This is a genomic window from Candidatus Methylobacter favarea, assembly GCF_902806695.1.
Taxonomy (GTDB): Bacteria; Pseudomonadota; Gammaproteobacteria; order Methylococcales; family Methylomonadaceae; genus Methylobacter_B; species Methylobacter_B favarea.
Map to the genome: position 1 here is coordinate 1 of NZ_CADCXN010000013.1, position 18991 is coordinate 18991.

An 18991-nucleotide genomic window follows, 5' to 3' on the forward strand; every position below is an offset into this window, starting at 1 on the left:
CTTGTGTTCAATCAGCGCTTCCAGTTGAAACCCCAGGACAATGGGGCCTTTAAAAGGATTGTGATAGATCCTTCGCCAGTCATTACTGTCGTGGAATAAATTAAAATCATCGGTGGCATTGCGCGCCACATCAATATGTATCTGCTCAAATTTATCTGATCTTTCCGGAATGCTCATAATTTCCGATCAATAAAGAACGCTCATATACTCAGGCTTGGCTGTTAATTTAGCTATTATTAATGTATTGAGCATCACCCGCCGTCCAGGAATGCCTGTTTCTCAAGTATAGTTTTAATTTACTGAGCTTCTGAGAATTTTTGCCGCGTTTGTTATTGACTATTTGTGTATTTGGCGGCTACTTCACAGACTGGTTGAGGGAAAAGCCGTAGCATTTTTAACTCAAATACTTACAGAAACAGGACGATTTCGTTCAATCAGCATCGCGGTCAAAGTGCCAGCGGCTATATCAGCTGCACTTGAAAATTCGCTATTTTTCACTCAATGACTATTCTTCATGAAGAATGATAAAAGTGCTGATTTTTAGTTTTGAATTTCACTCATGCTTAATGAGGAGGGCGATTTATGAAAATCTCAATTGAAGAGATGCTCAATGATGCAGAGTTTCCGGAAGGCATAGCCTGGAATCGCCGCTGTTTTCATGCTAATGAAATTATTGTCAGGGAAGGCGAAGTAGGAAGGACTTTGTTCATTGTTGAAGAAGGTATAGTGCGGGTGACCATTCAAGTCCAAGTAGGAGCGCAGAAAAACTTAAAACCGGGAATTAGCGATCTCGGAAAAGACGATATTTTTGGCGAAGTTTGTTTATATAAATCACATGTGCGCAATGCCACTGTAACGGCAGTTACCGACGGCCGCCTGCTGGAGGTCGATGGAGAAAGGCTCAGCATTTATCTCGATGCGCACCCGATTCAGGGGTATTTATTTTACAAGAGCTTGTTCGAAGTTCTGCTTGAACGAGTGAATTGCGGTAATCACAGGATTGAATATCTCCTGGCCTGGGGGCTTAAAGTGCATGACATAGCAAAACATCTCTAAACGGATAAATGACAGGATTAAATCAATGGGGGAGAGAACATGACAAATAACATTCAGGCACTGGTTGAATATTTCGAGAAATATTTCTCCGTTGAGTTTGCCCTTACCCAGGAACAAAAGAACAGAGTATACGGAATACGATACCGCGTTTACTGCGAGGAATTCAGATATGAAGCGCCCGAGCATTTTCCCGAAAAACAGGAATCTGACGAATTTGACGAGTATTCATTACATTGCTTGATAACACACAAAGAACGGCACATTCCGGCAGGCTGTGTGCGTCTCGTTTCGGTAGCAGGAAGTAACGGTAAAGACCTTCTTCCTTTTGAGAAATATTGTGCAAAAAGTCTGGATAACGAATTTATCAAAGATTTAAATCTTGAACGCCAAACGGTTTGCGAGATTTCAAGGCTGGCTGTCGATGGTATTTTCAGACGGCGTTCTGGAGAAAAATCAACTCGTTTTGGTGATGTGCTGGATTTTACCGATCAGGAAAAACGTACGTTCTCTTTAATCGCTGTGTCCGGCTTTCTTGCCGCCACAGCTCTTACTGAACTGACAGGTCGAACTAACGTCTTTGCCATGATGGAACCGTTTCTGCCAAGACTACTTAAACGATCCGGCATAGTTTTTCAGCGAGCCGGAAAAGATATTGATTACCACGGGATTCGCGCCCCATACTTTATCAAGACCCGCTCAGCTCTGGACAATATGGATATCAATTTAAAGGTTTTATATGACTGGTTAAAGATACAGATCGAAGATGCGTATCAGACATCCATCTGGAACCCAGAAAGTCGAGTAAGGACTTGATTTCCGTTATTTAACGGACTGACCCGATTAAGCTGTTCGAGATCCGGCTTCATGAGGCTGAAGTTCTAATTAATCAGCTTATTCCTTTAAAACATCATCACACAGCGCGGGTAGCACCAGGGCCTGAACCGGCGGTTTTTTGGCAGGCGCCCTAGCTTCCGCTGAAAACCACCAGGCCAGCGAATTATCACAGCCATCCTTTTCCGGAAGGGGTTCCTGGGGGCGGCAATGGCTATTATTATCAGGACACTTGAGGCGTACATGAAAATGGTCATCATGGCCCCACCACGGACGAATTTTTCTCAGCCAGTCATGGGCCGTCTTGCGTGTGCATAACAAGCGTTTCACGCTGGGGTTGACAAAAATGCGCTCAACTTCAGGCATGCGTGCTGCGGTTTCAAGAATTTTTTCATGGGCTAAAGACCATTGGGTATAATTTATCTCAGCGGAGTTGCCCGCCAGAACTGAAGGCGAACTCCAGGTTTCGCGTTCCTCCGCTCTCAGGGGGCGGGTAGCGGCTTCTGGTGAAAATAAATACCATATATCGACATCAAGTCCGGTCTGATGACTGCGGTGCCCGCTCAGCATAGGCCCGCCGCGCGGTTGTCCCAGATCGCCAATGAGTAAAGAGCCCAAACGCCTAGCATCGGCCGCTTGAGCCAATCGTTCAATAAACCCTATCAAATCTGGATGCCCGTAAAATCGCCCGCGCGACAGGCGCATCAGTTGGTAGCCTGTGCCATTCGGCGGCAGCGAAACCGCGCCTCGCAAACAGCCGGCCGTATAAGCTCCTATGCTCTGCGCCTCGCGCGTTTTTGTAGGTTGCGTGAGCATTGCCCATTGATTTAAAGCAGGATAGGCGGCGCACCCGGAAGAGGCGCACGCTACTAAAACTAATATCAAAACCTTCATTATCAATAAGGATATCAAACCTACCCTAAACTAGTCCACATCAACAGTCTACCCTCCTTTATTCGTAGATGTTAATACCGCTGTTTTATAGCCTGGGCCAATTGATGCACCGCCATAGCATATTTATTACTGTTATTGTAGCTTTTAATCACTTTAAAATTGGGATAAACCTGCCAGTATTCATTGCCTCTGTACGTGCTCAGTTCAATTATCGACGGAGCATGGGCGCGGCGCGTTTGTATGGCTACGGGCCGGTTAAGCTGCCAGCCGCTGCGTGAAAAATAATGCGCAACGCTGCCGATGGCATCATGCTGGTGCCAGAGGTCGCGGTGGCCGTCATTGTTAAAATCAACCGCCAAACGACGAATACTGCTGGGCATGAATTGTCCCAAACCCATTGCGCCCGCCCAGGAGCCGACGGGTTTACGAGGCTCGTAGCCTTCTTCGCGGGTCATCAGCAAAAAGTTTTCCAGTTCCGATGTAAAAAATTCAGATCGTCTCTGAGTGTCAAAGGCCAGGGTGGTTAAGGCATCGAATATACAGGTTTTGCCGATATTGTGGCCGAAGTACGTTTCTACGCCAATAATCGCTACGATATATTCCGGGTCAACTCCATAAATGAGGCTGGCTTTCTGGATCGCATCGGCATTGCTGTACCAGAATCTGACGCCTTCGTTAATATGGGCATCAGTAATAAATTGACTACGATAGCGCGACCAACTGCCCGGTCGCGGGCGGACTATTGCTGGTCCCAGCGCATGATATCCTTGAGCATTTTCCAGGTCAATGACATTATAAAGACGGTTGGCCTGAGAGAACAAGCCGTTTAAATAGGTTTCTGAAAACCCGTGTTTTTGTACCATGTGCTGGATAAAATTCCGTAGCGCCAATGAATTGGCATACATGCCGCTTAAGCTGTACGCCGAATAGCCACTGGCATAGACTGGCAGCGTAGTGATAGCACGATATTGCACACTGGGCTGATGAATGGGGGGCTTGCGGACGATGCCCGGCATCGGCGAAAGGCTTTTTTTTGTTTTTAAAGGGGGTGAAGAATCGCTGGCGCATCCGGTAAATAACGCTGCTAAAACCGCTATTAAAAAATGCTTATAAACTGCGTTTATCACTACTGTTTCCTTTTTGCCAGACAATTATATTATATAACTTTTGGGTATCTCTCATCCTGAAAGGCAATATTTTTTTATGTCGCCAGCCCGGAAGTCAGCTATGACTGTGGTCCATCCAGTGTAATAGAAAGGCCGGAGTTTTTCATAAACCGGTAGTATTAACCTTTGACGGCGATCATACAGGCGAAATTCAGCCAGCGGAAATAGGTATCGATACGCTTGAAGCCGACGCGTTCCAGCAGGGCCAGATTTTCATCGAGCCGGTAGGGAACCAGCACATTTTCCAGCGCTTCGCGCTTGCGCCGGTTTTCCGCATCGGTATAACCGCTGTGCGTGCTTTTAAAGTGCAGATACTGGTTGATATACGGCCGGTTTAAGGCCGCATCATTGGCCAGAATTTTCTCCGACACCAGCAAGATGCCGCCGGGCCGGAGGGCGGCATAGGTATTTTTCAGCAAGTGTTCTCTTTGGATCGGCCTTACAAACTGCAGGGTCCAGTTCAGGATAATGACATGACAGGCCGGCAATTCAGGAAGCGCACTTAAATCAGCACAGATAAACGTGACTGTCTCGGCGCTGAGCTGTTCGGCTAATTTGGCGCGGGCCCTATCCAGCATAGGTTCAGAGTTATCATAGCCGATCAGTCGGGCGCTGGCCGGACAGCGCGGATGGGCGGCAATATGGGCGAGGGTGGTGCCGGTAGAGCAGCCTAAATCGCAGAGCACCGCCGACTCGGCCGGCAGAAAGTCCATGATGAGGTCGGCCTGAAGCCGCTGAATTTCACTATAAAAAGGCACACTCCTTGCCACCATGTTGTCAAATACCTGCGCCACTTTTTCATCGAATGCAAAATCTTCCATTTTGCCTATTTGTTTAAATATTTTGTCTTGAGTATTCATCTATCTAGTTGCTAAGTTATTGTTTTTTGCTTCGGCAAAACAGGGCCGGTTTGCCTGATCATTGTAAAAGAGCCCTATAATGCGCCAGTAATGCCCATGACCGGCTCCAGCCAGTACCCCGGCCATGATTATTATCCCAATTCAGCGCAATGAGAACCAGTACGGAAGTTAAGGTGTTTGCCATGAGCATTATGTCGGTTGTTGCTTACAGCATTTCCTGCCGATCCGTCGTTATCGTATTTCAGAAGGTTTAATATGCCCGCATGCATGATATTGCACCTGTGTTTCTTGATTTAAGACTAGACCCGATACCGAAAAATAAGATACTTTTTTTTATTAACGGTTCAATAACGAATCTTGCAAAAAGCTTCCTGGCCAGATTTGGTGAAACCATTAAATTTGCGTCTGGCACAGGATTAAAAGATACAGGTTGTTAATTTTTTTTCAATAGCATAGCATTATGCGGATGGTTTCCCTATCTCGTAAATTCCTTATTCTTCTGCTGGCCATGCTGCAGTTAATTGCACCGCTGGTGCATGCGCATGCCGGGGAAAAAACCTGGAGTTTTGGCCTGCATGTTCCGGGCCTTGAGTTGTATGGCATTGAGCATGACGGCGCTATGCTTCAGGCAGTGAAGACCTTGCAATGCAAAGCGCCTCTGGTGTGCGGCAATAATGCCGAAGGCATTCTTATCGGCGTAGATGCCGGCATTAAAGACAAGCACATCAATACCGATGGCGGTTCAGATCACACTTATTATTTGTATCAGCAAATTTTAGCCCTCCCTACCCCCGTCTCCCCGTTCGATACCAATTTCTCGCCGCAATCACAACAGTTCGTTGGCCGATTGTTAATTCCTTCGCTATCTGCACGCTCGCCCCCAGCTTAATAATCCTCGTTGTTTTTAGAAACCTTGCTGGCAAAGTTTCTATAGCCTTTCCCAATTTAATATTTTATAGCGCGGACAACGCCGCATTGAGCTTTTCTTATGTTTTCCCCGAATCTTTTCAGGAGCTGTTTGCCCGTTTTTTTTCTGGCGGCTTTTTCTGGTTTTGTTGGTTCGGCATGCGCTGATTCGACAATGAGCATTGCGCATTACGACCCGATTGAAATTGATGCCGCCTTGACCTTAACTGAACTCATTGATTTAACCATGAAAAAATATCCGGATACGGCATGGCTCAGATCTTTGGAAGAGGAAGCTGCGGCCATTGAAGAACGCAGCAAAAGCTGGACAGCTGGTGCTTCACAAGCAAACATCGGTTATCAGACGATATACAATTTAAAACTGAATTACGCAACCGCGAACGTGCAGGTGCCGCTATGGAATTTGGGGCAGCGTGATGCCGAACATACCCTGGCCGCTCAGGCTGAAACCAGTGCCGAATTACAAGCTGTAGCGATTAAATTACGGGTGGCCGGATTGATTAGAGGGGCCTTGTGGAATATGGACCTGGCAAAAATTCGTTTTGAACAGGCGCAGGCAGAAGTAGCGGTCTTTGAAAAATTATGGGCCAAGGTGAATCGCCGCGTTGAATTGGGCGATTTGCCGCGGGCCGATTCATTGCTGGCTCAAAGCGAGTTGCTGCAAAAGCGCTCAGTGGCAACTTTGGCTGAAGCGGAATTAATGCATTCGCGCAAACGTTATTCAAGCATTACGCAAACCATTAAGGTACCAGCCCATTATGAGGAAAATTTAGTCAACATCCTGGAAATTCAGCAAAACCACCCGGCATTAACTGCCATTAATGCCCAGATAACGCGCAAGCAGGCTGAGATCAACGCCATTAAACTGGTGGGTTCAGGCCAAAGCCATGTTGTCGCCGGCATATTAAGTGATGAAGGAAATAATTGGCGCAGCAATAGAGCGGAATATTTCAATGTCGGCGTCATTATCCCCTTTGGAGGCAGCGCGCATTTGCAACCGCATATTGCCGCGGTCAATGTTGAATTGAACAGACTCAGAGCAGAACGTGAACAACTCTACCGGGATCTGGAGCAGGCGCATCATGAAGCCGAACATGCACTGGCAGTCAATCAGGTCGAGCTCGGCATTGCCAATGAATTAAAGCAGGTTGCCGAACAGCATTTAAAAATGACTGAACTGAGTTTTTCGGTGGGCGAAATTAACCTGATGGATTTATTAAGAATCCAGTCCAGAACCCAGCAAGCCATTCTTAATGCCAAGGAGCGCTCGGTTATGTTGCAGCGGGATAAAGCGCTTTATAACCAGGCAGTCGGGGTTACGCCATGAGAATAATCAAATCGCTGCTGTTAGCGTGTGCATTCAGCTTTAGCGGCAATGCATCTGAAAACACAATCCAGATATCACAAGCGCATCTTGAAAATCTGGGAGTAAGAGTTGGCAAGCTGGAACCTGTCAAGCAAATTCCGGTGCTCTACGCGCCGGCTAAAGTCGTGATTCCTCCGGCTCAGGAATTTATTGTCAGTGCATCACAGGCAGGATTACTCACCAGGCTGAATGTGGGGGTTGGAGACAGGGTTAAAAAAGGCCAGATTCTGGCCCAGCTCAACAGTCCTGAGCTGCTGTCGCTGCAGCGGCTCTATCTTAAAGCTGACAGTGATCTGCAATTAAGCCGGCTTTCTTACCAGCGCGATAAAAAACTGCTGGCCGAAGGCGTCATTGCTGACCGGCGCTGGCAGGAAACCCGCAGCCAATATAACGTCTTTGCTGCCGAGGCGAATGAACGCAGACAGCTTCTGGAAATCGCAGGCATGTCTGACAATGACATCAAGCGCCTTGACCGAACCCGCAGATTTAGCAGTCAGCTCAATGTCTATGCGCCCGTTTCAGGTGCGGTGATTGAGCGCCTGGCTGTGGTCGGAACGCGAATTGATATCCTCGCGCCTCTATACCGCATCGCCAATCTCGATGAATTGTGGCTGGAAATTAATATTCCCCAGGAACGCATAGGCAGTATAAACATCGGCGATCAGGTAGTGATTGAAAACCCGGCTGCGGGCGCTCAGGCGGCAGTTAAAGCAGAAATCGCCTTGCTGGGGCAAAGCGTCAATCCGGAAAACCAGACCATTCTGGCGCGAGCGATTATCAGGGGCGAGCAAACGGCTGTAAAAGCAGGGCAGCGGATTAATACGCGGATTGTTCACGCTAGTGATAAAGCCGTCTTTAAAATTCCCAATGCCGCCATTGCTCAAAACGAAGGCAAGGCGTTTATTTTTATCCGTAATCTTCAAGGATTTCTGGTCCATCCGGTGGCTGTGGTCGGCAAGCAGGATGATGAGTCGATTATCAGCGATGACTTCACGGGCAACGAGGTAATTGCCGTTAAAGGCGCTGTTGCCCTTAAGGCAAAGTGGCTGGGATTGGGAGGCCATGAATAATGGCCAGCCTGATTCGTTTCGCGCTAAGCCAGCGACTGCTGATTCTGTTATCAGTATTACTGTTATCAGGCGGCGGCTATTATGCTTTTAAAAATCTGCCTATTGATGCCTTTCCTGAAGTTTCGCCGACCCAGGTAAAAATCATCGTTAAATCGCCAGGCATGACGCCCGAAGAGGTTGAGGCCAGGATAACCGTACCTATCGAAATCGAACTGCTGGGCATTCCCCATCAAACGATGCTGCGCTCTATTGCCAAATATGCGTTAACCGACATTACCGTCGATTTTACTGAAGGCACGGATATTTATTGGGCGCGCCAGCAGATTGCCGAGCGTCTGAATACGATGTGGGGGAATTTGCCCGCGGGTATTGAAGGCGGCATCGCTCCGATGACTACGCCTTTAGGCGAAATGTTTATGTTTAACGTTGAAGGAGGAGATTTGACTCTGATGGAACGCCGCAGTCTGCTGGATTGGGCAATACGGCCGGCGCTCAGGACCGTTCCTGGCGTGGCGGATGTGAATTCGCTGGGCGGTTTGGTCAGAAGCTTTGAGGTTATACCCGACAATACGCGCATGATGGCCAGAAACATAAGCATTGACAAGCTGATGCATGCGCTGCAAAGCAATAACCGCAATGATGGTGCGGGACGCATGACCGACGGCGAGGAAGCACTGATAGTTCGCGCCGAGGGCCGGATCAAGACCTTGGCTGATGTGAACCTGATCGTAGTTGATAATAACAACGGCATTCCCATTACCGTCGGCGATATCGCAGAGGTCAGAATCGGCGCGCTGACCCGCTATGGCGCGGTCAGTAAAAACGGTCAAGGCGAAGCAGTTACCGGCCTGGTGTTAAGTCTGCGCGGCGCCAATGCCAGACAGACTATTGAAGGCATAGAGAAAAAACTGGCCGATATCAGTCCGGGTTTTCCGCCCGGTGTGAAAGCAAAAGTCTTTTACAATCGCGGCAAGCTGGTCGAAAAGGCGGTAGATACGGTATTGCATGCCTTGATGGAAGCGATAGCGCTGGTGGTAATCCTGCTGATTTTATTTCTCGGCAACTTGCGCGCCGCGTTAACCGTTGCCCTGGCCTTGCCGATGGCGGCCTTGTTTACCTTTATCCTGATGAACACAATGGGCATGTCGGCAAACCTGATGAGTCTGGGCGGCCTGGCCATTGCCATCGGCATGCTCGTCGATGCGGCCGTGGTGGTCGTTGAGAATGTTATCACTCATATGGCTCATACAGAAAAAGCCAGGCGCTTGCCAAGCCTGCACGTTATTTACCGCGCCGCGCACGAAGTTGCAGCCCCCGTAACCGCCGGTATTTTAATTATTATTATCGTATTTCTGCCGCTGCTGACCTTGCAGGGACTGGAAGGTAAATTATTTACCCCGGTTGCCTTAACCATCATTTTTGCGCTGAGCGGCTCACTGGTCTTGTCATTAACCGTTATTCCGGTTATCGCATCCTATTTGCTGAAAGAGGTTTCCCATGATGAGCCCTGGCTGCCGAGGCAATTAAAAAGATTCTATCAGCCGGCGTTATTGTGGTGTCTTGGAAACAGTAAAAAAGTATTTGTCGCGGCAGGTTTATTACTAGCCGTGACGGTGTTGATATTTACCCGCATAGGCAGCACGTTTATGCCGATCATGGATGAAGGCGACATTATTGTGCAACTGGAAAAATTACCGTCGATTACCTTGCCGCAATCGGTAGCGCTGGATATCCAGGTGCAGAAAAATCTGCTTAAGAATATTCCTGAAATTATCGATGTGGTGTCCCGCGTCGGCAGCGATGAGCTGGGTCTTGATCCGATGAGCTTAAATGACACGGATACTTTTTTGATCCTGAAGCCTAAAGAGCAATGGCGCATGAGCAGCAAGGAAAACTTGATTGATGAAATTCGTAAAGTCATGAGGGCTACGCCGGGCATTGCCTTTAAATTTACCCAGCCGATTGAAATGCGGGTTTCAGAAATGCTTACCGGAACCCGGGGCGATGTAGCCGTTAAATTATTCGGCACCGACCTTGATGTTCTGAATCAGAAAGCCGCGCAAATAGCCGCTGTGTTGAAAGCCATAACAGGTTCCAGCGATGTGTTTACCAAACAGAACGAAGGCATGCAGTTTTTATCTGTAACTATCGACAAGTTGGCAGCCGGGCGTTTGGGGCTGGACAGCGACACTATTGAAAATATGTTGAGAGCGCAGATTGAGGGCTTGAAGCTTGGAATTGTGCAGGAAGGCATCAGGCGCACTCCTCTAATTCTGCGCGGCGATAGTGATACGGCCCATTTTGAAAATCTGCAAATCACTCTGCCGGGAGGCAGTCATGCGCCTTTGACGGCAGTTGCCAGACTAGCTAAAGTGGAAGGCGTCGTATCGATAGAACGGCAACGGGGACAGCGTTTTATAGTCATCAGCAGCAATGTAAGGGATCGCGATCTGGTAGGATTTGTAGATGAAGCCCGCCATGCCGTGAAAGAGAAAGTCAAATTGCCGACCGGCTACACCATTGAATTCGGCGGCCAGTTTGAAAATCAGCAGCGTGCCGCAGCCACGCTTTCGCTGGTTGTGCCCCTGTCATTGGGCCTGATCTTTTTGTTATTGTTTTCGACCTTCGGCTCGGTACGTCAGGCCGTGCTGGTGCTGTCAAACATCCCGCTGGCCATGGTCGGCGGCGTTTTTGCCTTGTGGTTTTCCGGTGAATATTTATCAGTGCCAGCTTCAGTGGGATTTATCGCACTATTGGGGATTGCCGTGCTCAATGGCGTGGTGATGGTGAGTTATTTTAATCAGTTGAAAGCAACCGGCATGGCCTTGGCTGACGTCGTTATTACCGGCTCCGCCCGGCGTTTAAGGCCGGTATTAATGACCGCCAGTATCGCCGCATTCGGTCTTATTCCGCTGTTGTTTGCCACCGGTCCGGGCTCTGAAATTCAGCGGCCCCTGGCTATTGTCGTGATCGGCGGCCTGGTGTCCTCCACTTTTTTAACCTTATTTTTATTACCGATTTTGTTTAAATTATTTGGCTTGCCCAAAGGGATTGAGCCATGAGCAGCAAAGACTATATGATTACCCTCAATATTCCGCCCAGCCTTGAAGACATAATGGTTGACAGTCTGTTAATGCTGGAAGCAGAACACGGCTTCAGCAGTTTTCAGGTTAATGCTCATCACCATGAAAACAAGGGTTTATCGCTGGCTGAACAAGTGACAGGCCGCCAGAGCCTAATCCGCTTTCAGATGTATGTATCGGCACAGGAATTAGGCGCATTACTGGAGCTATTACGCCAGGAGTTTTCCGGTTCGGGTATTCAATACTGGGTGTTGCCGGTGATCGAGCATGGGTTTATATAGCTAAAGGGTGTCAGGCAGGATAGCCTGAGAACTTCCTGCCGGTATGACGATTACTCAAAAGCCGTTATGTCAGCTGAAAGTTATAGGTATTCAAGGTCGATATGGTATAACCGATGATATTTTAAACGCCTGCATAGGGAATAAATATTTACCTGTCCCCGGCACTATGCTTATTCAATTTACTTATCAAAAATAAATGACCGGTTCAACAGGATTTATCAGTTACATGGACTTTTAGCTACATGCCGACACTACAAGCGGCTCAGTAAATATAATCGCCGCAGCCGGCAAGATTAGTAAGGAAATTACAAAACATATCCTCTGATAACGCAGCATGAATAACATTTGCAAACAGAATAACGGAAGCAGTTGAAGAATTTTCTTTTATTCTGGAAAATTGCTTTCCAGGCGATTTTATATTCAGGACTTGTTAATAAATATCGGTAAGAGGAAGAAATAGTAGAGTGTGTTCCTGATAACTGAAGACAACTGTTATCCATACGAATCAGATTTAGCAAACGTACCTGGACATTGGCTGAGGGTATGAGTCGGTGTTTGCTGCCGCTGAGGCAGCTGCCTTAGGGAGAGGTGGCATTCAAGGGTTGCGCAGGCAACAGGCATATTGCGCTGCTCCATACGCCCCGGATTGCAATTATTTGCGGATTTAAAAGAGCCCGTTGAGAATCCCGCTGAGGGAATTTGAAAGGAAGGTGTCGAGTAATGTGTCATTAGGGTGCGGCTGTTCGCGGTTGAATCAGGGTGAATGGACAGCCGGTGAGCTATCGGAGGGTTGGAGATTTATTGCCCGACTTAGGTTGCAGTTTCAGGCCGATCGAAAAGTTTTGGAAAGGACGGGTTAGCCGGCTGGCAATGCTCAATTTGAATTGCTCAGCGAGCAGACTACAAACAGCTAATGGCAGCCCACTTATATCGTTAAACACGGTTTAGCTCTTAATTCACATAGCTAATATAAATTGCCAAGTCCAACTCTTGGTTAGTCATGAGGCGACCATCAATCTCCCTGCTGAAACCACTACCTGGAAAGGATTAAAAATCCCCGCACAATTAGATGACTCTATGTATAAAGCGGCTATGTAAAGTGAGCGACGATAAATTTAAACAGCTTCATCATCACGCTCAGAATATGTTCCAGAGAGACTGGAACTACAGGATTAGACCGGGCTCAATGGTCTGTTAATTGATGCAGTAGTAATTAACAATTCCTGAATTGGTGAAGCGGTAGCGTAAAAGCAGATTTTTAGATTAAAAATACCGGCACTTGATTAAGCAGTCGATAATAAGGAGTCCAGCTTTTTCTGTTGCTCGAGCGCATACAGATCATCAAAGCCGCCGACATGGTAATCTCCAATATAGATTTGGGGCACGGTCCGGCGTTTTGTCTTACGCATCATCTGCTCTCTTAGGCCTGGTTCTGCATCCACAAAAATCTCGGTATAAGGTGCGCCCTTCTTATCAAGCAGACGCTTGGCCATCATACAGTAAGGGCAAAACCTGGAAGAATAGATGAGTATCTCAGGCATATCTAATTATTAATATTTAATAACAGTAGTAATATAAATATTTATAGTCTATCGATTATTTATTTACTATTCAATAAAGATATCTGAAAGTTTTTATGCGGACTATCAGCAAGTAAAACGGTAAATTTTATTTACCGGATGGTAATTTAGCAATAAGGGTTTACTGAACAATATCTTAAGTTTATTAAATCTGAATTTGAACGCCTTTTAGCAAAGCGTCACTTCAGGCAGTTGCAGCATAAAACATAAGCCAGATTAATTAATAGATTACCAGCCCTTATCCGGCCAGTTAAAGGTCTTAATCCATTTTTCTCTTATTTTTTCTACTTTGCATACTGTTTGCGTAGCTCAATGCTATCGCCAGCTACGCCAGCCATAGTTCCAAATGTAAGCATAGGTTAAACAGACCTTTATTAAGCCGACAACTCAGATACCAGCGATAACAGCTCTGCTTCTGATTAGCCGGCAATGAAGCAGCTGCCAACAAAGGCGGTACTGTAATCGTTGATAATACCGATAAACAGTACAACCACGGTGAGCGGAAGCAGGGCTGCAGCCTTAATGGCGGCGATGTAACCGTAGCTATACCTCCTCAGTGAATAATTCAACACTTGATAACTCCTTACAGGATAAGGAGAAAAGGGAGTATGCGGCAGTGTTTCTGAATTTGCCACCTTGACATCAAGCAAAACCATCCCGGATGCGTTTAATGGTACTGAGGCATCAACCAGAACATTCAAAGTCTTGGCGCCAATGCTTTAACGCAACAACAGGTGTCTTTCCAGGTCAACGTAAATGTCAACCAGTAACTTCTGTTTGCAAGTTTGTAGTTAACCTTTAGTTAGTAAATATTTGCCGGTGAGCAGTAAAGTGGACGGCCCTTGTCCAGACAAAAAATCAGCCTGAATTAAGGTGGCTTCCTGCGCTTTAAAATATACCCTTGTTGTTATGATTGCGCTGCAGCTGTCCAGAAAACGGCATTGCCTTTCCTGGCATAGTGGGGGCAAGGGGTGAATGAGGGTGGGACTTGTGCATATGGAGTCAAGCCCCTGACCGTCATGACCGGCGTTCGGTATCGCCTATTTCAAGGCTGGATGAAGCCCTCTGTCCTTATAAAAATCGAAGTAGCCCGCCAGCCCTGCTGCCACGCCGCCTTCAAGCAGGCGAGGCAAAAACTGACATCCAGCCCAGTCGACAAGCGCCAAGCTATCACTTTGCGGCGGTACCACTCAAGCACCTCGATCCGATACAGGCAACCCCGCTCCAGCCCAATAGAAGTGATGTCCGTGCTCCTCACCTGCTTCGGCGCTTCGAGCGCAACAGCGTCCAACCCATACCGATAGACTCAGTGCTCAGGGTGACTGTGGTTAAGGTTCGGCTTGGGATAACTCGCCTGGCCCATGCGCCCTCATCACCGCCATCTGCCGTACGGTGGGCTTGTGATTGCTCGCATTGCCGCGCAACGCTTATCTCGCCGGGTGCTTGCAGCCAGCGCAGACACTCGTCTATAGGGATATCCCGAAGGTTTTCTTCAGCCCGTCCAACTCCACGTTGAGGCGCCCGCTTTGCCTGCATAACGCCTCTTTCGCTGGCCTCCGCCTGAGTTTTCCAGCCCCGTTGGGCCGACCATAGCGCTACCAAACCGCCTGTGCTTCTTTTTTCCGCAGAATACCACCTTAATTGAGGGTCTGAAAATTGGGGCACTTATAATATGACTACCCTTAACAATATGAATGTACGGGCTACCTTAAGCGACAACGAAGCAAATAATAACGTCAATGGTTTCAATGTTATGGATCATGAGGTATTTACCGAGGCGAGCGGCATAATTTCAATTATCCAAAATACCGGTAACAATGTCCTCATTCAGGATTCCACTATCGCCAATGTGATCATAATACCTTAAGGTAATTTTTTAATTACGAGGCTGATATGAAAGAAATTTTTGCCGAATTATAGTTTTGTTACTGCCGGCTTTTTATACTAATGCAGGTTCTTTAAATTTTAACGGCATTGCCGGCGCAGGGAATTATAACTTTCCTTGTATGCCAAGTGTTGCTGAACGACGCTTCTAATTACCGTTAACGCCCTGGCAATTACTATCCTGAATAATAAAGGCTATTTACATTTCATCATTATTAAAGTACTTAATGAACAGGAGGTTCCGGTAGGAAATCCTGCGGTCGGCGTGAAACAAATGCCTCGAGATGAGTTTGAAGAGATATCGGGAAGGCACATTCTGTTTTTAATCCATGCTAAACATAATTCAGATGCCACCCGTTTCCAGGATCAGGATGAATGGGCGCTCCAGGTTAAAGCACCGCTGGCTATTCGTTTAAATATTCTTCCCAAACTTTCAATCTATCTTTAGGCATAGGCACAACCCAGAATGCTCAAGATGTCAGGCTTAACTACAGGGCGCGATGACTTTCGGTTTAATTTAGCTTGAATCTGGCGAGTTTTACGCAGAGGCAGAATAATAACAAGGTTAAAGTTCATTTATTGGCTCTATGCGTAATAATGTTGTCAACCACCGATGGGTCGGCCAGCGTGGAAGTATCGCCCAGGCTGTCAATTTCATTCGATGCAACTTTACGCAATATACGGCGCATGATTTTACCCGAACGGGTTTTGGGCAGGCCCGGAGCCCATTGAATAATATCCGGATTGGCAATGGCGCCGATTTCTGCCCTGACCAGGTCAATCAGTTCTTTTTTCAGCTCTTCCGAGGGTTTTATGCCCACATTTAAGGTAATATAAACGTAGATGCCCTGGCCTTTGATATCGTGCGGATAACCAACCACCGCGGCTTCGGCAACATGTTCGTGCAGCACCAGGGCGCTTTCGATTTCCGCCGTTCCCATTCTGTGGCCGGACACATTGATCACGTCATCCACGCGCCCGGTAATCCAGTAATAGCCGTCTTTATCGCGGCGTGCGCCATCGCCGGCAAAATAATAACCGGGATAGTTTTTAAAATAAGTATCGACAAAGCGCTGATGATCGCCGTATAGCGTGCGCGCCTGTCCAGGCCAGGACCGGCTTATTACCAGAATGCCCTCTGCTTCGCCCTCTCTGATATTGCCTTCATTGTCCATAATTTCCGGTTTAATGCCAAAAAAGGGCAGGGTGGCAGAGCCTGGCTTTAACGGCGTAGCGCCGGGTAAAGGCGTGATTAATATGCCCCCTGTTTCTGTTTGCCACCAAGTGTCCATAATCGGACACCGGCCCTTGCCGACGATATGGTAATACCATTCCCACGCTTCCGGGTTAATAGGCTCGCCGACGCTGGCCAGAATTCGCAAACTGCTGCGGTCAGTACGGCTGACAAATTCGTTGCCGTGCGCCATTAAGGCACGTATTGCAGTCGGCGCGGTATAAAAAATATTCACCTGATGTTTGTCAATTATTTTCCAGAATCTATCTGCTTCAGGATAGGTAGGAACACCTTCAAACAGGAGTGTGGTAGCGCCGTTACATAAGGGACCATAGATAGTATAGGAATGACCTGTTACCCAGCCGATATCGGCCGTACACCAGTATATATCTCCGTCATGGTAATCGAATACGTATTTGTGGGTCATTGCCGCATACAGCAAGTAGCCTGCGGTAGTATGCAGGACACCTTTCGGCTTGCCGGTAGAGCCGGATGTATACAGGATAAATAAGGGATCTTCGGCGTCCATTTCTTCCGGCGGGCAGTCGGCGGAAGCCTCCGCCATTGCTTCGTGATACCAGAGGTCTCGATCTTTCTGCCAATCAACGGCATTACCGGTATTTTTTATGACGATGACTTTTTCAATCTGGGTACAGTCGGCTGCGGCCTGATCGACATTGGCTTTAATGGGCGTGGTTTTGCCGCCGCGGTAGCCTTCATCAGCGCAGACTATATGCCGGCAGTTTGAATCCAGGATCCGGTCTTTTAATGCTTCGGCGGAAAAACCGCCAAAAACCACCGAATGCACAGCCCCTATTCTGGTACAGGCCAGCATCACAATCGCCGCTTCGGCAATCATTGGTAAATAGATGCATACCCGATCGCCTTTTTTGACGCCCAGGGTTTTTAATACATTGGCAAATTTGCAGACCTGTTCGTGCAGTTCACGATAAGTAATCTTTTTATCATGAGCCGGATTGTCGCCTTCCCAGATAAGAGCAGTCTGATCGCCGCGTGTTTCAAGATGACGATCCAGGCAGTTAACGCTGACATTAAGTTTTCCATCTTCAAACCAGCGGATATGGCCAGTAGGAAAATGGCAGTCCATGACGTTATTCCAGCGCTTGCTCCACTGCAGAAATTGCTCTGCCTGTTCTGCCCAGAAAGCTTCCGGCTCATCGATAGAGCGCTGATACATGGCTTTATAGGTTTCAGCGCTGATATGCGCTTGCGCGGCTATTTCAGGTTTCACTGCATAAATTTTAGACATGTTTTAATCCTTTTATCCGGCAACGTGCATTACAAACTATACAGGGTAAATAGTTAATGAGTAAATTCACGGGCTGATTGCCCTGAGATTTTTTAAGGGGGCCGGGTTCCAGTGGTTTTGCGCCCAGCCAAGAAGCTCAGCGGCCGGCGCCTGTTGAAGCTCCGCAGGAGGCTTTTGTTTTAATAATGACAACAGTTGAAAAATGACCTGATGAGGCGTTTTTAAATCCACGGCCTGTGCAAAAGTCTGCTTGCTGAGTTTATAACCCTGCCTGTCGACCAGGATGGGGACATGCATATAGCCGGGGGCAGGCCATTCCAGCTGTTGCTGCAAAAAAATTTGCTTGGGCGTCGAATCCAGTAAATCGGAGCCGCGAACTACATGCGTGATGTTTTGCCTGTGATCGTCGATAACAACAGCTAATTGATAGGCAATAATCCGGTCTTTTCTTTTCAGGATAAAATCGCCGTGCCGCTCGGCCAGGTTAGCCGAAATCAGCCCTTGCAGATCGTCCTGAAACGAAATAATGCAGTGATCGGTTTTGACGCGTAAAGCATGAGGAGCACCGGCCGGAGCCTGTTTATCGCGGCAAATGCCGGGATAAATATCAGGCAATGCCTGTTTCGCGGGGAGATGTGACAATTCTTTCCGGCTGCATGTGCAGGGATAAACCCGTTCATTATTTTTTAACTCGTTCAGAATGGCTTCATATTCCTCACGTTTATGACTTTGATAGTAAACATTGCCGTCCCAATGCAGGCCAAAAATCTCCAGGGTTTTTAAAATAGTATCGGCGGCGCCTTTTATATTCCGGGGAGTATCGAGATCATCAATTCGCAGCAGCCATTGGCCTTGTTGGGAACGGGCCTGAAGAAAACCGGCGAGGGCCGTATAAAGCGATCCGAGATGCAAAGGGCCGGTAGGGGAAGGGGCAAAGCGGCCGATATAGGTTTGTTTGACCGGCACGACAATCTTCTAGCCCATTTGTTTTTCGCGGATTTCATCCAGTGTTTTGCAGTCTATGCACAAGCTCGCAGTGGGTCTGGCTTCCAGCCGGCGTATGCCGATATCAATTCCGCATGATTCACAAAAACCATAATCTCCCGATTCAATTTCCTTCAGCGACTCGTCAATTTTCTTGATGAGTTTACGTTCACGATCGCGGGTTCTCAGCTCCAGACTGAATTCTGATTCCTGAGTCGCCCGGTCATTGGGATCAGGAAAATTAGCGGCATCATCCTGCATGTGGTGTACAGTACGATCCACTTCTTGCATTAATTCAGCTTTCCAGTTCTTTAGAATATTCTCAAAATGTTTTAATTGAGCTTCATTCATATATTCTTCGCCCTCTTTTTCGACATAGGGGGTAAAACTGAAAGGCGATGCACCAGCTTTAAAACTCTCGGTCATCCATTAACTCCTAAGACAAGATGAATAAACTGCGCATTTTTAGCAGAATAGTTCCAAGTTAGCAAGGTTTATTGGTATG

General features: G+C 47.5%; 18 protein-coding genes. 9 read left to right on the top strand and 9 right to left on the bottom strand.

Features of this window, described 5'->3' with window-relative positions; genetic code table 11:
- Positions 1-582 precede the first annotated feature (582 nt).
- Both HUX64_RS01645 and HUX64_RS01650 read left to right on the top strand, forming a co-directional pair.
- Positions 583-1056 (top strand): cyclic nucleotide-binding domain-containing protein, encoded by a 474-nt coding sequence (locus HUX64_RS01645; RefSeq protein WP_174624508.1) that lies wholly within the window; start codon positions 583-585, stop codon positions 1054-1056.
- 39 nt (positions 1057-1095) lie between these two features.
- The gene (locus HUX64_RS01650; protein WP_174624509.1) at positions 1096-1869 is read left to right on the top strand and encodes a PEP-CTERM/exosortase system-associated acyltransferase; all 774 of its coding nucleotides are present in this window, start codon (positions 1096-1098) and stop codon (positions 1867-1869) included.
- Between the two features lie 78 nt (positions 1870-1947).
- On the opposite strand, the gene mepA is transcribed toward HUX64_RS01650, so the two are convergent.
- The 3 genes from mepA to cmoA all read right to left on the bottom strand — a co-directional run bounded on the left by mepA (position 1948) and on the right by cmoA (position 4807).
- Positions 1948-2781 (bottom strand): penicillin-insensitive murein endopeptidase, encoded by an 834-nt coding sequence (mepA, locus tag HUX64_RS01655; protein WP_174624510.1) that lies wholly within the window; start codon positions 2779-2781, stop codon positions 1948-1950.
- A gap of 71 nt (positions 2782-2852) precedes the next feature.
- Entirely contained in the window at positions 2853-3908 is a 1056-nt protein-coding gene (locus HUX64_RS01660; RefSeq protein ID WP_246246865.1) for a lytic murein transglycosylase, read from the bottom strand.
- A 158-nt stretch (positions 3909-4066) separates the two neighbouring features.
- Positions 4067-4807 carry a carboxy-S-adenosyl-L-methionine synthase CmoA gene (gene cmoA, locus HUX64_RS01665; RefSeq protein ID WP_174624511.1) on the bottom strand — a complete coding sequence of 247 codons (741 nt, stop codon included), beginning with the start codon at positions 4805-4807 and terminating at the stop codon, positions 4067-4069.
- Between the two features lie 460 nt (positions 4808-5267).
- On the opposite strand from cmoA, the gene HUX64_RS01670 reads away from it, so the two are divergent.
- The 5 genes from HUX64_RS01670 to HUX64_RS01690 all read left to right on the top strand — a co-directional run bounded on the left by HUX64_RS01670 (position 5268) and on the right by HUX64_RS01690 (position 11534).
- Positions 5268-5696, top strand: a complete 429-nt coding sequence (locus tag HUX64_RS01670) for a hypothetical protein (protein WP_246246866.1) — start codon at positions 5268-5270, stop codon at positions 5694-5696.
- A 129-nt stretch (positions 5697-5825) separates the two neighbouring features.
- Entirely contained in the window at positions 5826-7061 is a 1236-nt protein-coding gene (locus HUX64_RS01675) for a TolC family protein (RefSeq protein ID WP_343034363.1), read from the top strand.
- The gene (locus tag HUX64_RS01680) at positions 7058-8170 is read left to right on the top strand and encodes an efflux RND transporter periplasmic adaptor subunit (RefSeq protein ID WP_174624513.1); all 1113 of its coding nucleotides are present in this window, start codon (positions 7058-7060) and stop codon (positions 8168-8170) included. Before HUX64_RS01675 ends, HUX64_RS01680 begins: the two co-directional genes overlap by 4 nt.
- Complete coding sequence (locus tag HUX64_RS01685; protein WP_174624514.1) at positions 8170-11232, top strand: efflux RND transporter permease subunit; 3063 nt, start codon at positions 8170-8172, stop codon at positions 11230-11232. Before HUX64_RS01680 ends, HUX64_RS01685 begins: the two co-directional genes overlap by 1 nt.
- The gene (locus HUX64_RS01690) at positions 11229-11534 is read left to right on the top strand and encodes a DUF3240 family protein (protein ID WP_174624515.1); all 306 of its coding nucleotides are present in this window, start codon (positions 11229-11231) and stop codon (positions 11532-11534) included. Before HUX64_RS01685 ends, HUX64_RS01690 begins: the two co-directional genes overlap by 4 nt.
- A 1283-nt stretch (positions 11535-12817) precedes the next feature.
- Here HUX64_RS01690 and grxC read toward each other — a convergent pair.
- The 3 genes from grxC to HUX64_RS01705 all read right to left on the bottom strand — a co-directional run bounded on the left by grxC (position 12818) and on the right by HUX64_RS01705 (position 14779).
- Positions 12818-13075 (bottom strand): glutaredoxin 3, encoded by a 258-nt coding sequence (gene grxC, locus HUX64_RS01695; RefSeq protein WP_174624516.1) that lies wholly within the window; start codon positions 13073-13075, stop codon positions 12818-12820.
- Between the two features lie 458 nt (positions 13076-13533).
- Positions 13534-13815 carry a hypothetical protein gene (locus HUX64_RS01700; protein WP_174624517.1) on the bottom strand — a complete coding sequence of 94 codons (282 nt, stop codon included), beginning with the start codon at positions 13813-13815 and terminating at the stop codon, positions 13534-13536.
- A gap of 553 nt (positions 13816-14368) precedes the next feature.
- Positions 14369-14779: a hypothetical protein gene (locus HUX64_RS01705; protein ID WP_174624518.1), complete on the bottom strand. Its 411-nt coding sequence runs from the start codon at positions 14777-14779 to the stop codon at positions 14369-14371.
- Positions 14780-14786: 7 nt separating this feature from the next.
- On the opposite strand from HUX64_RS01705, the gene HUX64_RS01710 reads away from it, so the two are divergent.
- Both HUX64_RS01710 and HUX64_RS19490 read left to right on the top strand, forming a co-directional pair.
- On the top strand, positions 14787-14981 hold the full coding sequence (locus HUX64_RS01710) for a hypothetical protein (protein WP_174624519.1): 195 nt from the start codon (positions 14787-14789) through the stop codon (positions 14979-14981).
- 189 nt (positions 14982-15170) lie between these two features.
- Positions 15171-15446, top strand: coding sequence for a cysteine peptidase family C39 domain-containing protein (locus HUX64_RS19490; RefSeq protein WP_425484237.1), 276 nt, complete (start codon positions 15171-15173; stop codon positions 15444-15446).
- A 124-nt stretch (positions 15447-15570) separates the two neighbouring features.
- On the opposite strand, the gene acs is transcribed toward HUX64_RS19490, so the two are convergent.
- The 3 genes from acs to dksA all read right to left on the bottom strand — a co-directional run bounded on the left by acs (position 15571) and on the right by dksA (position 18912).
- Positions 15571-17502, bottom strand: coding sequence for an acetate--CoA ligase (gene acs, locus HUX64_RS01720; RefSeq protein WP_174624520.1), 1932 nt, complete (start codon positions 17500-17502; stop codon positions 15571-15573).
- Between the two features lie 66 nt (positions 17503-17568).
- A complete protein-coding gene (gene gluQRS, locus HUX64_RS01725; protein ID WP_174624521.1) occupies positions 17569-18468 on the bottom strand; it encodes a tRNA glutamyl-Q(34) synthetase GluQRS in 900 nt (299 codons plus the stop codon).
- 9 nt (positions 18469-18477) lie between these two features.
- Positions 18478-18912 (bottom strand): RNA polymerase-binding protein DksA, encoded by a 435-nt coding sequence (dksA, locus tag HUX64_RS01730; protein ID WP_174624522.1) that lies wholly within the window; start codon positions 18910-18912, stop codon positions 18478-18480.
- Positions 18913-18991: the final 79 nt, after the last annotated feature.